At 63.6% G+C, this 17,449-nt stretch carries 20 protein-coding genes; 5 read left to right on the forward strand and 15 right to left on the reverse strand.

Features of this window, described 5'->3' with window-relative positions; all coding sequences use genetic code 11:
* The first annotated feature begins 7 nt into the window (after positions 1-7).
* Positions 8-1,111, forward strand: coding sequence for a serine/threonine protein kinase (locus HY852_RS15350; RefSeq protein ID WP_291605618.1), 1,104 nt, complete (start codon positions 8-10; stop codon positions 1,109-1,111).
* Positions 1,112-1,154: 43 nt separating this feature from the next.
* Here the strand turns inward: HY852_RS15350 and HY852_RS15355 are convergent, their stop codons facing one another.
* The 6 genes from HY852_RS15355 to yajC all read right to left on the reverse strand — a co-directional run bounded on the left by HY852_RS15355 (position 1,155) and on the right by yajC (position 6,955).
* Positions 1,155-2,423, reverse strand: a complete 1,269-nt coding sequence (locus HY852_RS15355) for a threonine ammonia-lyase (RefSeq protein ID WP_291605619.1) — start codon at positions 2,421-2,423, stop codon at positions 1,155-1,157.
* A gap of 111 nt (positions 2,424-2,534) precedes the next feature.
* A complete protein-coding gene (locus tag HY852_RS15360; protein ID WP_291605620.1) occupies positions 2,535-3,401 on the reverse strand; it encodes a phytoene/squalene synthase family protein in 867 nt (288 codons plus the stop codon).
* Entirely contained in the window at positions 3,398-3,778 is a 381-nt protein-coding gene (locus HY852_RS15365; RefSeq protein WP_291605621.1) for an MTH938/NDUFAF3 family protein, read from the reverse strand. Before HY852_RS15365 ends, HY852_RS15360 begins: the two co-directional genes overlap by 4 nt.
* 63 nt (positions 3,779-3,841) lie before the next feature.
* The gene (gene secF / locus HY852_RS15370) at positions 3,842-4,846 is read right to left on the reverse strand and encodes a protein translocase subunit SecF (RefSeq protein ID WP_291605622.1); all 1,005 of its coding nucleotides are present in this window, start codon (positions 4,844-4,846) and stop codon (positions 3,842-3,844) included.
* A gap of 109 nt (positions 4,847-4,955) precedes the next feature.
* Positions 4,956-6,554, reverse strand: a complete 1,599-nt coding sequence (gene secD, locus HY852_RS15375; RefSeq protein WP_291605623.1) for a protein translocase subunit SecD — start codon at positions 6,552-6,554, stop codon at positions 4,956-4,958.
* Between the two features lie 44 nt (positions 6,555-6,598).
* Positions 6,599-6,955, reverse strand: a complete 357-nt coding sequence (gene yajC / locus HY852_RS15380; RefSeq protein ID WP_291605624.1) for a preprotein translocase subunit YajC — start codon at positions 6,953-6,955, stop codon at positions 6,599-6,601.
* A gap of 179 nt (positions 6,956-7,134) precedes the next feature.
* Between yajC and HY852_RS15385 the strand changes: the two genes are divergently transcribed.
* The gene (locus tag HY852_RS15385) at positions 7,135-8,103 is read left to right on the forward strand and encodes an ATP-binding protein (RefSeq protein ID WP_291605625.1); all 969 of its coding nucleotides are present in this window, start codon (positions 7,135-7,137) and stop codon (positions 8,101-8,103) included.
* A 30-nt stretch (positions 8,104-8,133) separates the two neighbouring features.
* The gene (locus tag HY852_RS15390) at positions 8,134-8,616 is read left to right on the forward strand and encodes a DUF5680 domain-containing protein (protein ID WP_291605626.1); all 483 of its coding nucleotides are present in this window, start codon (positions 8,134-8,136) and stop codon (positions 8,614-8,616) included.
* A 104-nt stretch (positions 8,617-8,720) separates the two neighbouring features.
* Here the strand turns inward: HY852_RS15390 and HY852_RS15395 are convergent, their stop codons facing one another.
* Both HY852_RS15395 and HY852_RS15400 read right to left on the reverse strand, forming a co-directional pair.
* Positions 8,721-10,058 carry a LysM peptidoglycan-binding domain-containing M23 family metallopeptidase gene (locus tag HY852_RS15395; RefSeq protein WP_291605627.1) on the reverse strand — a complete coding sequence of 446 codons (1,338 nt, stop codon included), beginning with the start codon at positions 10,056-10,058 and terminating at the stop codon, positions 8,721-8,723.
* A gap of 109 nt (positions 10,059-10,167) precedes the next feature.
* The gene (locus HY852_RS15400; protein WP_291605628.1) at positions 10,168-10,818 is read right to left on the reverse strand and encodes a protein-L-isoaspartate(D-aspartate) O-methyltransferase; all 651 of its coding nucleotides are present in this window, start codon (positions 10,816-10,818) and stop codon (positions 10,168-10,170) included.
* A 255-nt stretch (positions 10,819-11,073) separates the two neighbouring features.
* Here HY852_RS15400 and HY852_RS15405 point away from each other — a divergent pair, with 255 nt between their 5' ends.
* The gene (locus HY852_RS15405) at positions 11,074-11,451 is read left to right on the forward strand and encodes a response regulator (RefSeq protein WP_291605629.1); all 378 of its coding nucleotides are present in this window, start codon (positions 11,074-11,076) and stop codon (positions 11,449-11,451) included.
* 3 nt (positions 11,452-11,454) lie between these two features.
* Here HY852_RS15405 and surE read toward each other — a convergent pair whose 3' ends face one another.
* The 3 genes from surE to serS all read right to left on the reverse strand — a co-directional run bounded on the left by surE (position 11,455) and on the right by serS (position 14,126).
* Positions 11,455-12,222 (reverse strand): 5'/3'-nucleotidase SurE, encoded by a 768-nt coding sequence (gene surE / locus HY852_RS15410; RefSeq protein ID WP_291605630.1) that lies wholly within the window; start codon positions 12,220-12,222, stop codon positions 11,455-11,457.
* A gap of 123 nt (positions 12,223-12,345) precedes the next feature.
* Positions 12,346-12,708 carry a hypothetical protein gene (locus tag HY852_RS15415; RefSeq protein ID WP_291605631.1) on the reverse strand — a complete coding sequence of 121 codons (363 nt, stop codon included), beginning with the start codon at positions 12,706-12,708 and terminating at the stop codon, positions 12,346-12,348.
* A gap of 89 nt (positions 12,709-12,797) precedes the next feature.
* Positions 12,798-14,126 carry a serine--tRNA ligase gene (gene serS, locus HY852_RS15420; RefSeq protein ID WP_291605632.1) on the reverse strand — a complete coding sequence of 443 codons (1,329 nt, stop codon included), beginning with the start codon at positions 14,124-14,126 and terminating at the stop codon, positions 12,798-12,800.
* A gap of 228 nt (positions 14,127-14,354) precedes the next feature.
* Between serS and HY852_RS15425 the strand changes: the two genes are divergently transcribed.
* Positions 14,355-14,873: a YcxB family protein gene (locus HY852_RS15425; protein ID WP_291605633.1), complete on the forward strand. Its 519-nt coding sequence runs from the start codon at positions 14,355-14,357 to the stop codon at positions 14,871-14,873.
* Positions 14,874-14,897: 24 nt separating this feature from the next.
* Here the strand turns inward: HY852_RS15425 and tatC are convergent, their stop codons facing one another.
* From tatC to scpB, 4 genes are all read right to left on the reverse strand, one after another.
* Positions 14,898-15,701 carry a twin-arginine translocase subunit TatC gene (gene tatC, locus HY852_RS15430; protein ID WP_291605634.1) on the reverse strand — a complete coding sequence of 268 codons (804 nt, stop codon included), beginning with the start codon at positions 15,699-15,701 and terminating at the stop codon, positions 14,898-14,900.
* A complete protein-coding gene (tatB, locus tag HY852_RS15435) occupies positions 15,698-16,204 on the reverse strand; it encodes a Sec-independent protein translocase protein TatB (RefSeq protein WP_291605635.1) in 507 nt (168 codons plus the stop codon). Before tatB ends, tatC begins: the two co-directional genes overlap by 4 nt.
* Positions 16,205-16,291: 87 nt before the next feature.
* Complete coding sequence (locus tag HY852_RS15440; protein WP_291605636.1) at positions 16,292-16,525, reverse strand: twin-arginine translocase TatA/TatE family subunit; 234 nt, start codon at positions 16,523-16,525, stop codon at positions 16,292-16,294.
* Positions 16,526-16,701: 176 nt separating this feature from the next.
* A complete protein-coding gene (gene scpB, locus HY852_RS15445; RefSeq protein WP_291605637.1) occupies positions 16,702-17,445 on the reverse strand; it encodes an SMC-Scp complex subunit ScpB in 744 nt (247 codons plus the stop codon).
* Positions 17,446-17,449: the final 4 nt, after the last annotated feature.

Here is a 17,449-nt window from a genome sequence, read left to right on the forward strand (position 1 = left end):
GCATCTGATGAGCCTGCCCAGGAAAGACACCGAAGTGCTTTCGGCACGCTGGACCGAGGGCGTGCTGCTCAAGCGCGACGTTTTCTCGACTGTCGAACGCGGCCGCTTCCGCGCCGACGCCGGAGAGGTCGATGCGGTGCTGCGCCGGCTCGACCAGGTGCCGTGGTGGTCGTTCGGACTTGCGCTTCACCTGTTCGGCCGCGAGCGGCGTGCGCTGACTCTCGCCAAGGGCTTGAGGGTTGGACCGGAATTGTTGTGGGCCGGGCGCCGCGCGCTGGTCCGCGGGTTCATCGACGGAGTGGCGCTGCACCTGGCAAAGCCGCATGGCAACGTTGCCTATTTCCGCTCAGCCAAAACGGCCCTGCACAAGCTGCACCGGGCCGGCATCTGCCACAACGACCTCGCCAAGGAGCAGAACTGGCTGGTGGGCCGTGACGGCCGCGCCTACGTGACCGATTTCCAGCTGGCGGCCTGCTTCAAGCGTCGCGGCCGCCTGTTCCGCATCGCCGCCTACGAGGACCTTCGGCACCTGTTGAAGCACAAGCGCACCTATGCGCCGCAGACGCTGACGCCGAAGGAGCGCAAGATTCTCGCGCGCAAGTCGCTGGCCGCAAGCCTCTGGCTCATGACGGGCAAGAAGGTCTACCGCGCCGTTACCCGAGGCATCTTCAATTTCACCGATCGCGAAGGCGGCGGCCGCAGGCTGGTCAATGATGCGCCGGTCCTGATCGAGTTGATCCGCAAGAACCCCGCCGTGCGCGATACGGCCATTGTCGCTTTCGCCGACCGGCGCAGCGGGGTTGGACTCTATGCCTTCGTCGAGGCCGACCAGGCGGCGCTCGAAGGCCAGCTCCGCAATGAATTGGCAGCCGCCAAGGGACCCAGACCGCCGGAACACATCCAGGTCGTGCACGCGCTGCCGCGCGATTCCGGCGGCAAGCCACGTACCGAGATCCTGCAATTGGTGGCGATGAACCAGGTCGACCTGATCGAGCCGATGATGACGAGCGAGACCGACCGCGCGTTCCTGAAGGACATTCTCGAGCAGCGCAAGAACCTGCGCGACCGCTTCAATTTCGAAGCCGCCGACCTGAAACTGCCATCGAGCTGATCTGGCGTCGCAACTCGATGCGCCGACATGTTGCACGCTTGCTCTACGTGCAGCGCGCACTCAGGCCCGACGCGGCAAGTCTAGCCATGACGGCGGCCAGGTGAGCGCTATCGCGCGTTTCGATCACGAGCTGCAGCAGGGTCGCCTTGGCTGGCAGGTCGGAAAATGTCCGCTGATGAGAGACCTCGATGATGTTGGCTCCGGCCTCGGCGAGCAGCGCCGCGACCACCGCCAACTGACCCGGCCTGTCGACGATATCGATCGCAAGCTGCGTCAGGCGCCCCTCGCGCGCCAGCTCGCGGGTGAGGACGGAGGCGATCAGTCGCGTGTCGATGTTTCCTCCGGTCAGCACCAGTCCGACCTTTCGGCCGGAAAAACTTCCCGAATTCGCCAGGAACGCCGCAAGGCCGGCGGCGCCTGCGCCTTCAACCACCGTCTTTTCGATCGAGATCAGCGTCGCGACCGCCCGTTCAAGCTCGGCTTCCGTCACGAGAACGATGTCGTCAATCAACCTGCGGACGAGGCCTGTGGCAATTTTCCCCGGCGACTTGACCGCGATACCCTCCGCGAGCGTGTCGCCACGCATGGGCAGATCGGTACCTTTGATGGCGTTGTACATCGACGGGTAAAGCCTGGCCTGCACTCCGATGATACGCAGTTCAGACTGCAGAGACCGGCCTGCTATGGCCATGCCGGAAATCAGCCCACCGCCCCCGATCGGCACGACGAGCGTATCCAGTTCGGGGACGGCCTCGAGCATTTCCAGCGCAACCGTGCCCTGTCCCGCGATGATCAGCGGATCGTCATAGGGGTGGACGAAGATCTGCCCGTGCGCCCGGCCATGGTTCTGCGCAAATTCCCCGGCCTCCTCGAGGGTCGCGCCCGTTACGATCACCTCCGCGCCGTGGCGCCTGGTGTTTTCGATCTTCACCATCGGCGTGCCGATGGGCATGACAATGGTCGCGGGTATGCCGAGCCGCCTGGCGTGATAGGCGACGCCCTGAGCGTGATTTCCCGCCGACATCGCAATGACGCCGCGGCGCCGTTCGTCGGGTGACAACGCATTGAGTCGATTCAAGGCGCCCCGCTCCTTGAAGGAGGAGGTGAATTGAAGGTTCTCAAACTTGAGCCAAACGTCGCAACCGCAGATCTCGCTGAGCGTCCTGCTATGATGACAAGGCGTCGCGACGATCGAGCCCCGGATGGTCTCAGCCGCGGCGCGCAGGTCAGTCATCGCGACCGGCAAACCGGTTGGATCGAATTCCAGCCGGCGCTGGCTTGCCCGCGAGTTGTTTTCAATTGGATCCGGCATATCTGCTTCACCTATCCGAGCGATCCGGCCGTCTCGCGCTCGCAAATCAGCCGGTCAGGTTCAGACCGGTCCATTGCTGCTTCCATTCTCGCATGGCGGGCGGCAATGCCGCTAGCGGGAAGAAAACTCACGCGATCGCGACGCCCGCCACAGCGTCCACAACGTGCGCAGCCGAGAGGTGGGCTGCGGCACAAAGGGATCATTGTCCGCGCGCCACAGCCGCCTTAGGTCGCGGTGCACCATTGCAAGCGGCAGGAACACCTTGCGCGTCTCGGGCGGCACGCCGGCAAGAAGCGAAAATGCGGTTTTCAGATGCTGCTGCGCCTCACCGAGCAGTTGATCCAGTGCCGCGCGCAGCCTCGGCGTCTGCCTGCCGGCGAAGACCTCTTCCATGCCGCTGCCATGGAGTTCGAGCAGTTGCTGCGGCACGAGCAGCTGACGGCGCGAAGCATCGCGCGGCAGATTCGCGATGACCTGCACCATCCCCTGCGCCAGTCCTGCATGCCGGGCGAGATGATCGCCGGCTTCCGATGGCGGACCGGCAATCCCCGCCGCCAGTCCGAACAGAGCCGAGAAGGTCTCGGTGATATACCCCTCTAACGCCGCCATGGTCGGCATCGGATCGTTGTAGAGGTCGAACTGGTGTTCCTCGATCAGGCGCGACAGCGGCGCGAGCGGCAAGCCGAAGTCGCGGATCGCACGCAACAGTTCCGCCGCGACCGGATTGCCCTCGACACCGCCATGGCCATGGCCGGCGAGCATGTCCGTCCACCATTGCAGCCGGATTTCGCCGGGCAATGGCTGCGTGACCTGGTCGCGGACGCGCAGGATCTCGACGTTGAAAGCATAGAGCGCCAGCAGCGCGCGGCGTTCGGGAGCCGGAACAAACAGCGTGGCGGTGTAGCGCACAAAATCGTGGCTGCGCACGAGCTCGGCGCAGAACGCGGCCGCATCGGCGGGCACCTCGCCTGCGCTCATGGCACGGCGATCAGCGCCGCCGCCACGCGACGCCGCTCACCGATCATGATGTTGTAGGTACGGACCGCCGCACCGGTCTGCATGGTATCCAGCGTCACTTGGAGCGTCCGGAACGTCTGACGCAACTCCGCCGGAGCCAGCCAGACGCCGGTGCCGGTACCGACCAGCAGCGTGTCGATGCTGTTGGCCGCCGCGATCACTTTTTCCAGGGAATATTTGTCGATCTGCTCAGGGCTAGTGATGTCCCAGGCCCAGATCGAGTCCGGCAGGCAGAGCAGCGAGCCGCGATGCGACATGCCGGCAAATGCGAAACCGCCCTTTCCGTAGGCGTCGATCGGCGCCGACCTTGGAAAATGCGGAGCGTTGCTCGATGGCATGGCTTTGGTCCGAATCTGGCTCCCTAGCCCCGGCGGGTCGCGGGACCGCTGTTCGAATCCCGCCTATTTCTTCACTGGCGTATCCGGAGCCTCGGCGCGGGTGGTACCGACGCCGAGATAGATCAGGATCGGTGCTGCGATGAAGATAGAGGTGTAGGTGCCGACCAGCACCACGCCGAACATCATGACCGCCGTGAAGCTATGGATCGCGTGGCCGCCGAACAATAGCAACGCCAGCAAGGCCAGCGTCACGGTGACGTGGGTGATGATCGAGCGCGACAATGTCGAATTGATGGATTCGTTCAACAATTGCGGCATCGGCATCTTCTTGTAACGCCGCAGCATTTCGCGGATACGGTCGTAGATCACGACCGTATCATTGAGCGAGTAGCCAAGGATCGTCAGCAGCGCCGCGATGCTGGTGAGGTCGAAATCGACCTGGCTGATCGACATGAAACCGACCGTGAGCACGATGTCGTGCACGTTGGCGATCATGGCACCCAGCGCGAACTGCCACTCGAAGCGGAACCAGAGATAGATCAGGATCCCGAGGATCGCTAGCATCAGGCCCAGCATGCCGTAGGCCAGAAGCTCGCCGGACACGCGCGGACCGACGACCTCGACGCGGCGATAATCCACCGAATCCCCGAGCGCGCTCCGGACCTTCTGTACCGCTTCCTGCTGGGCCGCATCGCCCCCCGGCTGCTCCGCGACGCGGATCAGTACGTCGGCAGGTCCGCCGAACTGCTGCAACTGGACCTCGCCGAGGTTGAGACTGCTCAGGGCCGCCCGCATCCCGGCAATGTCGGCAGTGCCGGACTTGGACTTGACCTCCAGCAGCGTGCCCCCCCTGAAGTCGATGCCGAAATTCAGGCCATGGGTGAAAAACAGCGTGATGGCGAAGAGCGACAGGACCGCCGAGATCGGGAAACTGATGCGGCGGAAGCGCGTGAAGTCGAAATGGGTGTTGTCGGGAACGATGCGCAGGGCCGGCAGCACGCCAAGCGCACTGATGACCGTCAGGACGGCGATGAGGATACCAAGTCCGATGAGAATGTATTGGGTCACGCCGGGACGCTCCGCATTCTCAGCAGTTCAAGTTTGGCATGCTCGGTCATATGCGTCGCTTCGTCGTTTGGGGGCATGATCGTGTCCGAAACCGGTATCCGATCATGCCCTAGATCGGCACGCTGCGCGGCCGTTTCCACCGAACCCACCCGGCCACGATCAGACGAGTCAGCGTGAAGGCGGTGAAAACAGTGGTGATGATGCCGATGCCGAGCGTCACGGCAAAGCCGCGCACCGGACCGGTACCGATGTAGAACAGCACGGCAGCGGCGATGAACGTCGTGATGTTGGAGTCGAGGATGGTGGCAAGCGCGCGCTTGAAGCCGGCGTCGATCGCCGAAATCGCGTTGCGCCCGCCGCGCAGCTCCTCGCGGATGCGCTCGTAGATCAGCACGTTGGAGTCCACCGCGATGCCGACCGTGAGCACGATGCCGGCGATGCCGGGCAGCGTCAGTGTGGCATTGAGCAGCGAAAGCAAGCCGAAGATCATCGCGACGTTGATGGCAACCGCGATGTTGGCGAACACGCCGAACAGCCGGTAGGTCACAAGCATGAACACGATGACCATGATCGAGCCGACATAGGCGGCGAGTTCACCCTTTTCGATGGAGTCCTGGCCGAGGCCGGGGCCTACCGTGCGCTCCTCGATGACCGTCAGTGGCGCCGGCAGCGCGCCGGCGCGGAGCAGGATCGCGAGGTCGTTGGCCGACTGCACGGTGAAATTGCCGGAGATCTGGCCCTGTCCGCCGGTGATCGGCTCACGGATGACGGGAGCCGAGATCACCTCGTTGTCGAGCACGATCGCGAAGGGCAGTCCGACATTCTCGGTCGTGGCGGTAGCGAATTTGCGCGAGCCGGACGAGTTGAATTTGAAGCTAACGATGGGCTCGCTGGTGCGCTGGTCGAATCCTGGCTGCGCATCGGTGAGGTCGCCGCCGGAGACCAGCACCTGCTTCTTGACCACGTAAGGCACCTTGGGCGCGCTCGCGCTCATCAGCAGTTCGGAATCGGGCGGCACCCTGCCCTGCTGCGCCTGGTCGGGCGGCACCGAGCTGTCGACCATCCGGAATTCCATCTTCGCGGTCTTGCCAAGCAGCTCTTTCAGCCGCGTTGGGTCCTGTAGACCGGGCACCTGGACCAGGATGCGGTCGGTCCCCTGGCGCTGGATCACCGGCTCGACCGTGCCGAGCTGGTTGACACGGCGTTCGACGATCTGGATGGACTGTTCGATAGTCTGCCGGACCCGCTCGGTGATGGCGGCCTGCGGCACCCCCAACCGGATCAGGCCGCCGCCGGCATCGGTGATTTCCAGGCTACGCTGACCGCTGGAGCCGAGCAGCCCGCCCAGCGGCTGCGACAGGTCGCGAAGTTTGGTGAGCGCGGTGGCCAGATCGGTCTCCTTGACCCGGACTTCGACCGCATCGCCTTTGGCCGACAGGCCGGTGTAGCCGATCTTGGCCTCACGCAGGACGCGCCTTGCGTCGTCGCGGACCTGGTCGAGCTTCTCTTTCTTCACATAGTTGGCGTCGACTTCCAGCAGCAGGTAGGAGCCGCCCTGCAGATCGAGGCCGAGCACGAGGTGGCGCTGCGCCCAAAGCGGCCATTTCTTGACCGTGGCCTCCGGGAAGAAATTCGGGACCGCACACAGGCACACGATCAGCGCCGTTAGGATGATACCCAGCGCTTTCCACCGCGTGAAATATAACATCGACTGGACCTGTCAGATCAGGAGAACGCGAGGCGCAGGCGGCCTCAGCTCGCGGAGGCCTCGTCCTTGGCACTGTCCTTGGCGGGCTCGCCCTTGGCGCGCACCCCGGAGATCATCTGCCGCATCTGCCGCACCCGCACGCCATCGGCAATCTCGAACTCGACCTGGTCATCATCGACGACCTTGGTGACCTTGCCGACGAGGCCGCCAGAGGTGACGATGGTGTCGCCGCGGCGGATGTTCTTCACCATTTCGGCGTGTTCGCGCACCTTCTTCTGCTGCGGCCTCAGGATGAGGAAGTACATGATCACGAAGATGAGCGCGAAGGGCAAAAGCGACATCAACATGCTGTTGGTATCGCCGCCGGCCGCGGCCTGGGCATAGGCAGGGGTAATGAACATTCGGAAAGTCCTCGTGAACGGGGGAAGGCCGGTACCGCCTCTTGGGGCGACCGGTTCGGCCAAATTCGCGCGGACTATAGCGGCCGCGGTCCCAATTGCAACGCTGCCAAGTCCCTCATTTGCGCACCTTGCGGCAGGACTTAAGGCCCGATAAGGCTGCGCATTCAGGAACTTCCGACATGTCGAAAAAGCCCAGCAAGACCGTGCGCCGCCCCCCCGCGAAAACCCCCTCCAGGCGGCCTGCCAGAACAGCGGCAAAACGCCCCACCACACCCCTCCCCGGTTCTTCCGAGGAACGGATGGTGCGTGCGCTCGAGACCATTGCGGCGCACCTCTCCGCCAATGCGTCAACCCTCGCCGCGCCCGCGTCGCTTGACCATGCCGACGCCTTCGTCTGGCACCCTGACGGGCGCCTCTCTGCCGTGCCGCGGGTCAGCCGGGTCGAGCTGTTCCTGCTCAAGGGCATCGACCGGATGCGCGACATCCTGATCGAGAATACCGAGCGGTTCGCCGATAGCCTGCCCGCCAACAACGCCTTGCTATGGGGCGCGCGCGGCATGGGCAAATCGTCGCTGGTCAAGGCGACCCATGCCCGCATCAATTCCGAACGCAAAGCGGCGGATCGCCTCAAGCTGATCGAGATCCATCGCGAGGACATCGAGAGCCTGCCATCCCTCATGGAGCTCCTGCGAAGCTCGCCGTTTCGCTTCATCGTGTTCTGTGACGATCTTTCCTTCGACGGCAATGATGCCTCCTACAAGTCGCTGAAAGCCGTGCTGGAAGGCGGCATCGAAGGACGCCCCGACAACGTGATCCTCTACGCCACATCCAACCGCCGCCACCTGCTCTCGCGCGACATGATCGAGAACGAGCGCTCGACGGCGATCAACCCCGGCGAAGCGGTCGAGGAGAAGGTCTCGCTTTCGGACCGTTTCGGACTGTGGCTCGGCTTCCACCGCTGCAGCCAGGACGAGTACCTCGCCATGGTCAAAGGCTATTGCGGCCATTTCGGCATCAAGGTGACCGACGAGGACCTGGAGCGTGAAGCCCTGGAATGGTCGACGACGCGCGGCTCGCGATCCGGCCGCGTCGCCTGGCAGTTCACCCAGGAGTTGGCGGGACGGCTTGGCGTGAGGCTGACCGGGTAATAGCCTTTCCGGTTCGACAAGGAGGCCGGCATGGAGCGTCCGCTACCCGCAAATCTCCCTGCCTTTCTGGTTGAAGCCAAGCGACGGACCTATGCGGGTCTGGATGATGATGCCACGGTCTCAACGCCTCTGCTCCCGGCATCGAAGCAGCTCGAATACAGCGCCGGAAACCTCCGCTATCGCGATATCTATTTCGGCATGAGCTTCTTCGTCGGGCAGGAAGTTGTCTGCGAGGATGACCAAGCCATCTGGTCCATGAGCTATGCTGGCGGACTGAGGCCTGGTATTTCCGACAGGAAAACAGCCCTGGCGGCCTACGCCTTCCTGCGGAAGGCGCTTCTTGCGATCAGCGAGGAGCGCCCCTTTCGAGGCCCGGCTCATTTCGAAGATGCAGATCATGGTTACCTCAATGCTACTGAAGGAAGCATCGAGGACTTCCACGGCGCCGAGCAGATCACTCTGCGCGGGCAGTTGATCTACCGCTTACGCTATTGCGGGGGAAGACTCCGGTAGATTGCTGCCCCGCCTCCGCGTTCAGCAGGCCCCAAAACGCCATCGCCCGCTTTCGCGGGCGATGGGAGTGCTACAACCTCAAACAATCGCGGTTCGACGCGGCGCTACGCCCCATTGAGGAATTGTAGCGGGTCGACGGGCGTAGATCCCTTGCGGATCTCGAAGTGGAGCTGCGGAGACGCCACTTCGCCCGACTGACCCGATTTGGCAATCACCTGGCCGCGCTTGATCGTATCGCCGCGCTTCACCAACAGCTCACTCGCATGGGCATATGCGGTGACGTAGCCGTTTGAGTGCCGCACCAGGATCAGATTGCCATAACCTTTCAGTTCGTTGCCCGAATAGGCGACCACGCCGTCTTCGGCCGCCTTGATCGGGGTTCCCTCCGGCACGGCGAGGTTGATGCCGTCGTTGGACTTGCCATTGGTCTTGGCACCGTAGCTCGCGATCACCTTGCCGCGGGCCGGCCAGCGGAACGTCGGCAGTGCTCCGGTGGCTTCGCTCGCCTTGGCCGGCGCTTCCGTGGACTTTTCTTCGATATTGCCGGTCGCCTGAGCCAGGCGCGCGCTCTGCTGCGGGGCTGCCGCGGTCGCAACCCGTGTGGCGGGCAACGCCGCAGCGGCGGTCGGCTGAGCCGCCGGCGCCGGGGCTGCCGGAATGGCCGCGGCCGCCGTCCTGGCTGCGGGCACGGTCAGCCTGGTGCCGAGCTTGAGCTTGGTCGACGCGTCGAGATTGTTGGCCTTGGCCAACTCGGCGATCGAGATGTGATTTTGGCGCGCGATGCTGGCGAGGGTCTCGCCCTTATTGACGAAGTGGACACCAGGAGCCGCGCCCGCAACCGGCTTGCCAGCCGCCGCGATGGGCGCCGCGGCTGCAGGAGCGGTCGCGGTTGCGGTCGGGTGCGGAATGATCAGCTGCTGGCCGGGGGACAGTGTCCGCGGCCCCTTATAGCCGTTGGCGGCGAGGATCGCGGCAGGGGTGACGTGATAACGGCGCGCCAGCACGTCCAGCGTGTCGCTGGTACCGACGATGATGGTTGTGCCGGCCGGCCGGTTTGCCGCAACGGAGCGCGGCGGCACCGTCCCGGTGACCTCAAGCTGCGGCTTGTCCGGCGGCGCGTACGAGGCGAGCCCGCGCCCGCCGCCCGAGACACCGCCGCCCCCACTGACCGGGTAGGACTGCGGCGCGGATACGGCCGGCGGCGGCAGCGAGGGGGAATGGTACGGCGGACGGGAATACTGCGGAAGTTCGCGGCGCTCGACCGGTGCCGCGGGCACCGAGGCGGTGGCCTCGGGCTGGGAAGCAAAGGGGTTGGAGAACGAGTTTTGCGAAAGCCGCGTCGACATGTCGGCGCTGCACCCCGCAAAACCGAACGAGATCAGCGCCAGCGCCACGACCTGCGGGACGCGGCGCGAGTAAAGCAACTCGGCAATACCGGACATGGTTACTCACTCGTACGCAACAAACTAACGATTTGAGTAAACACAGGCCCAGTAAACAACGCCTTAAGCCTCGGATAAGGCGTTGGCAGTGCTGCCGATACGGAACTTCTCAGAGCTCCCGGGCCACACCGGGCAGCGCCGGCACGAAACGCACTTCCACAAGCTCCTTGCGCTCGATTCCGGCCCCGGTCTTGGTGAGGCGCACCAGCATTTGCAGCCCCTGATGCGGTCCGACCGGTGCGATCAAGATACCGCCCATATCGAGCCGCTCGATCAGGTGCTCGGGGACCTTGTCCAGCGCAGCCGTCACGATAATGCGGTCGAACGGCCCGATGTTGGCAGGAAGGTTCAATCCGTCGCCGAGCATCACCTCGACGTTGTGGCAGCCAAGCTTTTCCAGGCGGGCGCGCGCGATATCGGCAAGCTTGCGGTAGCGCTCGACAGTGAGGACGTGCCCGGCCAGGCGCGACAGGACGGCAGCCTGATAGCCCGAGCCGGTTCCTATTTCGAGCACGCGGTGGTGCTTCTGCAGCTTGAGCTGCTCCGTCATGTAGGCAACGACAAAGGGCTGGCTGATGGTCTGACCGCAGGAGATAGCCAACGCGCTATCGTGGTAGGCGCCCTCCCGATCGCCCTCTTCGACGAACATCTCGCGCGGCACCTCCTCCATGGTGCGCAGCACCGCCTGATCGCTGATCCCCCGCCGTCTCAGCGTAAGCTGAAACATCATCTTCTCCGGCGGCTGCGGATTGGCGGTCATTGCTTCGCTCGTGCTTTTTCCTGTCTTCCGGCCGACGTCCCTTGGATCAAGGGAGGCGTCTCCCGCCCGTCCTAGCTACGAATCCCGGTTCCGTCCTTGGAACAGGCAGATGATAGCTTGCCGTTCACACAACTAAACACAAATCTGAAGAGACTCGTTCTCCTATAGCCATCGCACGCTGCTGTTCGTCTACGCGGACGTTGCGACGAGTCGCTTTATCTGCGAAATGTTCCGAAGACGGGCAAGGACTGTTTTATGACAACGACACGACCGCCGGGCGGTTCTGTGTTCCTCGTCGAAGACGAGGTGATGATCAGGATGATGGTCGCCGACATGCTGGAGGAACTCGGTTACCGAGTCGCAGCAGAAGCCGGCGACATTGGCGACGCCATCCGGCTGGTCCAAACGACCGATTTCGACTTCGCCATTCTCGACGTCAACGTCAATGGCAAGGTGATTTCGCCGGTTGCCGACCTGATCAAGGCAAAGGGACGGCCCTTTATTTTCGCAACCGGGTACGGCTCCTCAGGCCTTCCGGAGGAATATCGCGATCGCCCCGCACTGCAGAAGCCGTTTCAACTGGAAACGCTGGCCAAGGCCATCGATTCCGCGCTGCGTAACGGCAGCGGCTAGGCTTCACCTCAACATGTCAACGAGCGCTTCCGAAAATGCCTCGTCGGTGCGGTCGAGACGCAGCGGCGTCACCGAGACATAGCGCGCCGCAAGCGCGGCCAGGTCCGAGCCTTCTGCCGGCGTATCCATCATGGCGGTCCGCTCGAAACCGATCCAGAAATAGGGATTGCCTCGCCCGTCGCGGCGCTCGTCGACCCTCAGGAAACCGAGATTGCGCTTGCCCTGTCTTGTCACGCGGATGCCCGCAACCTGCTCCGGCGGGCAGGACGGAAAATTGACGTTGATCACCGTGTTCTTGGGCACGCCGGCAGCCAAAACCTTGCGCAGGATGTCCGGTCCGAACTTCAGCGCGGTGTCCCACAGCGGACGGTCGCGCGTCTCCAGGCTGAATTCCTGCGACAGGGCAAAGGATGGCAGGCCGAGAATGGTGCCTTCCAGCGCGCCGGCGATTGTGCCGGAATAGACGACGTCCTCGGCAACGTTGCGGCCCTTGTTGACGCCCGAGAGCACGACGTCCGGCAGTTTCGGCCCGAGAATATGTCGCGCCCCCATGATGATGCAGTCGGTCGGCGTACCGCGCACCGCAAAGTGACGCGGGCCGACCTCGCGCAGGCGCAGCGGATCGTTCAGCGACAGCGAATGCGACACGCCGGACTGGTCGAGTTCGGGCGCCACGATCCAGACGTCGTCCGACAGCGCACGCGCGATCTCTTCCACGACCTTCAGACCGTGGGCGTGGATGCCGTCGTCATTGGTGCAGAGAATTCGCATGCGTTGTCGGGGTCCCGTTCGAATGTCCAGTGCGTGCAGGGCCGTCTTATCCGGGTATTGCCGATCAGGCAAACGGCCAAGACCGCGCAAAACACTGGTTCCCTGCAGAGCGGCCCGCGGAGGCTACCGGCGAATGCGCCAGCGCGGCGCTAACCGCGCAAGCCTTCCTTCCGTGCGCAGCGTCGGCGTCGGTTGCGACGTTGTGGCGACGGTCGCTTCCGAGACAGCCATCGGGGCCGGGTCCGGTGTTACAGCGATGCTGCCCGGAGATTGCGGAAACCGTTCGCGCCCGATCGCAAGGGCCTTCTCGAAATCCTGGACATTGAGGCCGGGCATCGCACGCCTGCGCGCGATGAGTTCGTCGTCCCACAGTTCGGCGATCTTGATGTCGATCACGCCCTTCAGCCGCTGATCGATGGCCTGGAGCCCGAAACCGGTCACCGCCCATTGTCGGCCGACCCGGAAGATGTCGCGGTGCAGGGCCATGTGCGTCGCTCGTGCTGAGGGCACATCAGGATAGCCGGCCCTCCGGACTTCGCAACTGCCATCCGGCGACAGCGATGGACAGGGAAGACCTATCCGCGCGCGATCACCTTCAGCCCGCCCATGTAGGGCTGCAGCACCTCGGGGACGGCAATCGAGCCGTCCTCCTGCTGGTAGGTCTCCATGACGGCGATGAGGGCGCGGCCGACCGCGGTGCCGGAGCCGTTCAGCGTGTGCACGAAGCGCGGCTTGCCGTCGGTGCCCCGGTAACGCGCGTCCATGCGTCGCGCCTGGAAGTCACCGCACACCGAGCAGCTCGAGATCTCCCTGAAGGCGCCGCCCTCGCCCTGGCCCGGCATCCAGACCTCGATGTCATAGGTCTTTTGCGCCGAGAAGCCCATGTCGCCGGCGCACAGCGTCACCACCCGATAGTGCAACCCGAGCCGGCGCAGCACTTCCTCGGCGCACGACAACATCCGCTCGAGCTCGTCCTTGCTGCTCTCGGGTGTGGTGATCGAAACCAGCTCGACCTTCGAAAACTGATGCTGCCGGATCATGCCGCGCGTGTCACGACCGGCCGCACCGGCCTCGGCGCGGAAGCACGGCGTCAGGGCCGTCAGCCGCATCGGCAGCTGCTTGTCGTCGAGGATGGATTCGCGCACGAGGTTGGTCAGCGAAACCTCCGCGGTCGGGATGAGCCCAAGCCGCTCGGTTCGAAGGCGGAAGTCCGGGTCGATCAGCAATTCGCCCCGCACCGCCCAGAACTGATCGTCCTCGAATTTCGGCAATTGCCCGGTACCAAACATCACTTCGTTGCGGACCAGGAGCGGTGGATTGATCTCGGTGTAGCCGTGTTCGGTGGTGTGCAGGTCGAGCATGAACTGGCCGATGGAGCGTTCCAGCCGCGCCAGACCCTTCTTCAGCACGACAAAGCGCGCGCCGGAGAGTTTTGCCGCCGCTTCGAAATCCATGTACCCGAGCGCGCCGCCGATGTCGTCATGCGGCTTCGGCGTGAAGGCGTAAGCCCGCTTGTTGCCGAACACATGGCGCTGCACATTGTCATGCTCGTCCTTGCCGTCCGGCACTTCGTCGAGCGGCAGATTCGGGATCGCGGACAATTCCCGCGCCAAATCCTCGTCGGCGGCTTTGGCAGTCAATTCAAGCTCGGGCATCCGGGTCTTGAGCTCGGCGACCTCGGTCATCAGCTTGGCGGCGCGCGCCTCGTCCTTGGTCTTCTTGGCTTCGCCGATCTCTTTCGAAGCCGCGTTGCGCCGCGCCTGTGCCTGCTCGGAGGCGAGGATCGCCCCACGACGATTCTCGTCGATGCCGAGCAGCCTGGCCGACATCGGCTGCAGTCCGCGCCGCCTGAGTGCGGCGTCGAAAGCCTGCGGATTGTCGCGGATGAACTTGATGTCGTGCATGGCTGAATTCCCGTCGCGGCCGGCTCATCCGGTCACTTAAGTCGCGCGCCTTTGAACAACTCGAAATCCCACGGTCAAGTCCCCGGCTCGACCCTGCCGATCAGGGACCTGCTTGCCGGCGAATCTGCCCAGGATCGAACCTGCCTTAGCATTCATGCGACTGCCGATGTAGCGATACGTCCGTCGGTTCGAATGCCGCTCCTCTCAATCCATCACCGGCCCGCCAGCATGGACACACACAAGGATATCGAACTTACCTTCCGCTATCTACCGGGAGAGTATCTACAAGCGCTTCGCGCACATCAGTTTGCCCGGACCTTCCTGGCCGTGGACACAGGCTTCTCCTTGCTGATGCTGGTGTGCGGCCTTGCGACCTTTTGGTGGGGAGGCGCTTTTTACCGCTGGCTTGGCCTCGCCTTTATCGGACTGGGGCTCCTGCTACCCGTACTCTATGCGCTCGCCCGCCTGGCGGCACGACAAAAGGTCGCCAATGAGGCGAAGTTCAAGCAGGAATACCGGCTCACCTTCTCCGAGCGAGGCATCCATTTCCGTACCCACGGCATCGATTCCCACATCGACTGGAGCTATTATCAAAGCGCGTTGCGCATCGGAAATTTCTATCTGATGTACTACAGCCGTGACGACTTCACCGTCATTCCCAAGCGCGTTCTGCAGGAAACTGGCACAACGGAAGCGTTCGAGGAGATGCTGCACAGGCACGTGCCGAAAGTTGAACTGCGATCGTAGAGAAACGCGGGTTGACCGAAGGCCCTACTCCGCCGGCTTGGCGGCGGACGGCGTGGTGCTGGAAGCTGATGCAGCCGCCTTCTTTTCCACCATGCGCACGGCGATGATCGAACCCTCATAGAGCACAAGCAAAGGTATCGCGAGCGAGGCCTGGCTCAGGACGTCGGGCGGCGTCAGGACCGCTGCGATGATGAAGGCGACGACAATGAAATAGCGGCGCTTCTCGCGCAGCATTGTCGAGGTGACGATCCCGATGCGGCCGAGCAGCGTCAGGATAACCGGAAGCTGGAAGGCGACGCCGAAGGCGAAGATGAGGGACATCGTCAGCGAGAGGTACTCGCCGACCTTGGGCAGGAGCGCGATCTGCGCGGTCTCGTCGCTGGCCACCTGTTGCATGCCGAGCGAGAAGCGGACCAACATCGGCAGCACCACGAAATAGACCAGCAGCGATCCCAGGACGAAGAAGAACGGCGTGGCGACCAGGTAAGGCAGAAAGGCCTGCTTTTCATGCCGGTACAGGCCGGGCGCGACGAACTTGTAGATCTGGGTCGCGACCAGCGGGAAGGAGATGAAGGCTGCGCCAAACAGGGCGAGCTTGAGCTGCGTAATGAAGTATTCCAGCAGCGCCGTGTAGATGAACTTGGAGTTCTCCGGCCCCGCAACCCACACGAACGGCCAGACCAGCACGTTGTAGATCTGCTTGGCGAAGAAGAAGCAGAAGATGAAGGCCACGCCGAAACCGATGAGCGCCTTGATCAGCCGCGAACGCAGCTCGATCAGGTGATCCATCAATGGCGCCTTGCTAGCCTCAATGTCGGCATCAGTCATGACGCTTTGGCGTCCTTAAGGGTCTCGGGGTGCGGCCCAACGTCCTGCGCCACGGCCGCTGGTTCAATCTCCCGGGTGACCGCCAGCGGCTCACTCGCCGCCGAATGGACTTCGGCTTCGACAAACGTTGCTGGTGTGGGGGATTCGGGCGTGGGCGGCGTCGCCGGTGGCTCTATCGCTGGCCTTGCCGCGGCTTCCGACGGCTTATCGATATCGTCGATGCGGAGTGCGCTGTCGACATCCTTCTGCAGCGAGGTCAGTACGTTGTTGCTGCCAAATTCGCTGGCGGCTTCCTTGACCTCATCAAAGCTTTTCTTGAGGTCGGCCATCTCGGCCTCGCGCATCGCCTCCTGGAACTGGCCCTGGAATTCGCTGGCCATCTTGCGGGCCTTGCCCATCCATTGACCAACCATGCGAAGCACGCCCGGAAGCTCCTTCGGGCCGATGGCAATCAGCGCGACGACAGCGATGACGACCAGTTCACTCCACCCGATGTCGAACATGACGTCTTCCGTTAACGCAGGGCGATCCGGCCCAATCCATGACCGTCAGGATCGGGACCGCCCCGCGTCTGCCTCCGGCCTGCGAGCTCAGGCCTTGCTGCCGACGTCCGAGCGTGTCGCGGTGGACGACGCGGAACTGTGATCGATGGTCTTGACGGGCTCTGACTTCTCCGCAGTCTTTTCGTCGTCCTGCATGCCCTTCTTGAAGGCCTTGATGCCGTTGGCGACGTCGCCCATCAGATCGGAAATCTTGCCGCGGCCGAACAGCAGCAGGACGACTGCGATCACCACGATCCAGTGCCAAATGCTAAGCGAACCCATCCTGCAACCTCCAAACGCGTAATTGTGTACACGGCCGGTGATCCGGCCTGATCTACCCCGAAACCTAGGCTTGGCAGGTGTCAAAAACAAGGACTTAAGCGGCGCCAATTCGCTGTCGGCGCTGCGTAATATCGCCAGGATTAACCAGGGCCGGACGCCCGGCTGGGGCCGGGGCGTCAGCTCTCGTTGCCGCCCTCGGGTTCGACCCGCGGCGCCAAAGCGAGTTCCAGATCGCCCGGATCGAGCGGCTCCTCGTCCTCCCGCAGGGTCGGATCGTCCGAAGGCGTCGGCACGGTGAACCCGGTCGGCAGGCGGGTGTCCAACAGCCCCGTGCCTTTCAGCTCTTCAAGGCCCGGCAGGTCGTTCAGCGACTCCAGGCTGAACTGAGACAGGAATGCCTCGGTGGTGCCGAAGGTCAACGGGCGCCCGGGCGTCTTGCGCCGGCCGCGCGGCTTGATCCAGCCGGTCTCGAGCAGCACGTCGAGCGTGCCCTTCGACGTGACGACGCCACGGATCTCCTCGATCTCCGCTCTGGTCACCGGCTGGTGATAGGCGATGATCGAGAGTACCTCGATGGCGGCGCGTGACAGGCGACGTGTTTCCGTGCTTTCCCGGGTCATCAGCCAGGCAAGATCGCCGGCCGTGCGGAAGGCCCACTTGTTGGCGATGCGCACCAGATTGACCCCGCGCGGCGCATATTCCGCCTGCAACTGGGCGAGCGCCGCCTTGACGTCCACGCCATCAGGCATGCGCTTGGCGAGCGTCGCCGTATCGAGCGGCTCGCTCGAGGCAAACAGCAGCGCTTCGAGAAGCCTTAGTTCCTCGGGGCGAGCCTGGGGACTGTCTTCCGCCTGCACCTGCTCGACCTCTTCGATTTCGACCTGTGCGATTTCGATGCGCTTCTCCGCCAGGCTTGCCATGGCA

It is taken from the genome of Bradyrhizobium sp. (assembly GCF_016213215.1).
Lineage (GTDB): Bacteria > Pseudomonadota > Alphaproteobacteria > Rhizobiales > Xanthobacteraceae > Bradyrhizobium.

Coding starts and splice junctions, on each gene's coding strand:
- HY852_RS15350 (WP_291605618.1), top strand. CDS start 8: ATGAGCCTGCCCAGGAAAGACACCGAAGTGCTTTCGGCACGCTGGACC.
- HY852_RS15355 (WP_291605619.1), bottom strand. CDS start 2,423: ATGCCGGATCCAATTGAAAACAACTCGCGGGCAAGCCAGCGCCGGCTG.
- HY852_RS15360 (WP_291605620.1), bottom strand. CDS start 3,401: ATGAGCGCAGGCGAGGTGCCCGCCGATGCGGCCGCGTTCTGCGCCGAG.
- HY852_RS15365 (WP_291605621.1), bottom strand. CDS start 3,778: ATGCCATCGAGCAACGCTCCGCATTTTCCAAGGTCGGCGCCGATCGAC.
- secD (WP_291605623.1), bottom strand. CDS start 6,554: ATGTTATATTTCACGCGGTGGAAAGCGCTGGGTATCATCCTAACGGCG.
- yajC (WP_291605624.1), bottom strand. CDS start 6,955: ATGTTCATTACCCCTGCCTATGCCCAGGCCGCGGCCGGCGGCGATACC.
- HY852_RS15385 (WP_291605625.1), top strand. CDS start 7,135: ATGTCGAAAAAGCCCAGCAAGACCGTGCGCCGCCCCCCCGCGAAAACC.
- HY852_RS15390 (WP_291605626.1), top strand. CDS start 8,134: ATGGAGCGTCCGCTACCCGCAAATCTCCCTGCCTTTCTGGTTGAAGCC.
- HY852_RS15395 (WP_291605627.1), bottom strand. CDS start 10,058: ATGTCCGGTATTGCCGAGTTGCTTTACTCGCGCCGCGTCCCGCAGGTC.
- HY852_RS15400 (WP_291605628.1), bottom strand. CDS start 10,818: ATGACCGCCAATCCGCAGCCGCCGGAGAAGATGATGTTTCAGCTTACG.
- HY852_RS15405 (WP_291605629.1), top strand. CDS start 11,074: ATGACAACGACACGACCGCCGGGCGGTTCTGTGTTCCTCGTCGAAGAC.
- surE (WP_291605630.1), bottom strand. CDS start 12,222: ATGCGAATTCTCTGCACCAATGACGACGGCATCCACGCCCACGGTCTG.
- HY852_RS15415 (WP_291605631.1), bottom strand. CDS start 12,708: ATGGCCCTGCACCGCGACATCTTCCGGGTCGGCCGACAATGGGCGGTG.
- serS (WP_291605632.1), bottom strand. CDS start 14,126: ATGCACGACATCAAGTTCATCCGCGACAATCCGCAGGCTTTCGACGCC.
- HY852_RS15425 (WP_291605633.1), top strand. CDS start 14,355: ATGGACACACACAAGGATATCGAACTTACCTTCCGCTATCTACCGGGA.
- tatC (WP_291605634.1), bottom strand. CDS start 15,701: ATGACTGATGCCGACATTGAGGCTAGCAAGGCGCCATTGATGGATCAC.
- tatB (WP_291605635.1), bottom strand. CDS start 16,204: ATGTTCGACATCGGGTGGAGTGAACTGGTCGTCATCGCTGTCGTCGCG.
- HY852_RS15440 (WP_291605636.1), bottom strand. CDS start 16,525: ATGGGTTCGCTTAGCATTTGGCACTGGATCGTGGTGATCGCAGTCGTC.
- scpB (WP_291605637.1), bottom strand. CDS start 17,445: ATGGCAAGCCTGGCGGAGAAGCGCATCGAAATCGCACAGGTCGAAATC.